The sequence below is a fragment of the Pelagicoccus sp. SDUM812002 genome, assembly GCF_031127835.1.
GTDB lineage: Bacteria > Verrucomicrobiota > Verrucomicrobiia > Opitutales > Opitutaceae > Pelagicoccus.
The window spans coordinates 1-2,339 of record NZ_JARXHX010000063.1 but is presented as its reverse complement, the minus strand read 5'-3'; the positions used below and the strand labels follow the sequence as shown (position 1 = coordinate 2,339).

Genomic DNA, 2,339 nt, shown 5'->3' with positions numbered 1-2,339 from the left:
GAATGTCGTGGTCGCACTGCTTGAGGATGCTGCCTCCTTCGATTCGAAAACCATAAATCTCTTCACCGGTTAGATTCTTTAGTTTCGTAGAACGCCGAGCTCAGACGCGAGCGCTTGCGCTCGTTGTCTGAAGCGATTGGTTCGCTGGTTGATTGTTTGAATTAGGGTTGGGGTCGACTTCTGAAATCTTCACTTCGCTTTTTCTTTTAATTGGAACGTAGTTTCGGTCGCCTTCGATTTGTTCGAGTAATAAATTAATGCAGGATCAGTCTTCTTTGAAAGGAACGTCGTGTGGGTCGAGCTCGCCTAGAACCGTCTCATGATTCAGTTGCAGGATCTTCTTTGTATGTCTTTGATTTAGTAAATGGATACAACGTCGAGTTGTTTTCTATTGTCCTTCTTTTACTTTCTTTAGCGAACGCTAAGCTCTCACGACGAGCGCTTGCGCTCGTTGTGAGAAGCGCCTTGATATGTGTGGTTCGTTCATGCAGGTGGAAGCATAGCTCCATACAGTGAAAGTAGATTCAGTCCAACTAACGCGACCCAGGTCCATGCGTAAGTAGAGTTCTTTCTTTTTTCTTTACTGTAGATTCCAAAAAGTCCGCCAACAAGAAGGACAGATATGACGTAAGTTCCCGTCGCATACCCCATAGATCCAGCGATACTCGATTCTTGTTTTTCGTAGTGATACGGATTTGAGAGGTGTGCAAAAGTCACAGCGAAAACGTACATGAGGGATAAGTGTATCCAGATTTACATTTCTTCACATATCGCCGAGCTCTCACGACGAGCGCTTGCGCTCGTTGTGAGAAGCGACTTGTTCGCACTTTTTACCATGGGATGAGTCCATTTTCTAGGTCTATGTAGGTTCCATTGTCTTTGTGGCTAAGAGTTTCAATTTTTCTCTTCATTTTTTGTGCTGCTGTCGCCGGATCGGTATCTGCATCAAATGCACCAGAATCGGTTTTAAGTCTTCCTGGGTGGATCGCACAAACGGTGATTCCATCGAGTTCTGAATCTTGTGACATGCACAACGTCGCCATATTCTGAGAGGCTTTTGAAATGCGATAGCTGTATGAAAATCCTAGACCGCTGAATTCTTTGTTTCCATTTTTTTGAGCAGACCCTAATCGGGAACTGACATTTACAATCGTCGATTTCCCTTTTTGGAGAAAGGGCAGCGATGCCTGCACAACGGCCAAAGCTCCGGTGCAGTGCGTGGATATCATGCTAGAGAGAAAATCTAACTCTATGTCTTTGATGCTAGATTCGTGTCCACCTCCTGTTCCTGCATTGTTTATGACTACAGTGAGCGAGGCTTTGTTCTTCTCTAGTTCGTTTTGAATAGTCGTTTTGATCTTCGAATTCGTGAGATCTGAATGAATTGGAAAACAGGTTTCTCTATTTTCTTTAATTATTTCTGAGATTCTCTCCAGATCTCGTACCAGCGGAAATACGGTCCAGCCGTCATTGAGGTAGGTTTTAAGGAGATGGTATCCGAGTCCTCGAGTGCATCCAGTTATTAGCACCTGTTTCATTTCAATTATTTGCGAACGTCAAAGCCACACGATGTCGGCTTCGGTTGAGGTTCCAAGTCTGTAGCGGTTGGTATTCATAGGTTCGTTACGAAAGAGGCGGCGTTTGCCGACATTGTGTGAGCTGCCTGGTTGGTCCTATTTTTTCTTTTGGAAAGTGGATTTCTTTCTGACTCGATTTCTGTCAAAACTCCACCTTGGAAATACATGTGAACGATCTTCTTGATCCTTCTTTGCTTTCCCATCTTCACCTCTCGTAATTCACCGGAGAACCAATCACAGAAAACTCCATTAGGACTTTCTAAATCGATGACTTTCGTTGTGAAGGTGCCATCTTCAGACCAATCGATTGAAAGTCTAGTGAGGTACAACTTTTCTTCTCTTAGTTCGAGGTTCGCGTAGAAACCGTCCCAGTTTGCAGAGCTAGTGACTCTTCCATTTGTGCTACTGTTGAGTTCTTCGATTCTTTCCTCAAGTTCGGCGGACAGCTTGAACATCAGCACGTGGCGAGTTTTCGAACCAATGAGAAGTTCATCTCTCGCTTGCGGTGTGGCGATAGAAACACAGCAAAAGACCAAACTTGGCAGGAGAGAAGCTATCAGTCTAGTTTTCATTTTTTGACCAACGCCAAGCTCAGACGCGGAGGCCAAAGCTTTCGTTTGAGTTTTTGGGGTGGTCTGTTTTCATGGGGTCGATGTGAAAGAGGCGTGCGTATGCCGGAGTTGTCTGCGGCGCCTGGTTGTAATGAGGATCACACAACCTGCCAATGCAGGAGTCCAACCTAGGTCGGACTGTCTTGTGGCT

At 45.1% G+C, this 2,339-nt stretch carries 2 protein-coding genes; both read right to left on the bottom strand.

Annotated elements, in window-relative coordinates; translation table 11 throughout:
- Positions 1-830 precede the first annotated feature (830 nt).
- Entirely contained in the window at positions 831-1,538 is a 708-nt protein-coding gene (locus tag QEH53_RS23535; protein WP_309025685.1) for an SDR family NAD(P)-dependent oxidoreductase, read from the bottom strand.
- A gap of 74 nt (positions 1,539-1,612) precedes the next feature.
- Positions 1,613-2,149 carry a hypothetical protein gene (locus tag QEH53_RS23530; protein WP_309025684.1) on the bottom strand — a complete coding sequence of 179 codons (537 nt, stop codon included), beginning with the start codon at positions 2,147-2,149 and terminating at the stop codon, positions 1,613-1,615.
- Positions 2,150-2,339 lie beyond the last annotated feature (190 nt).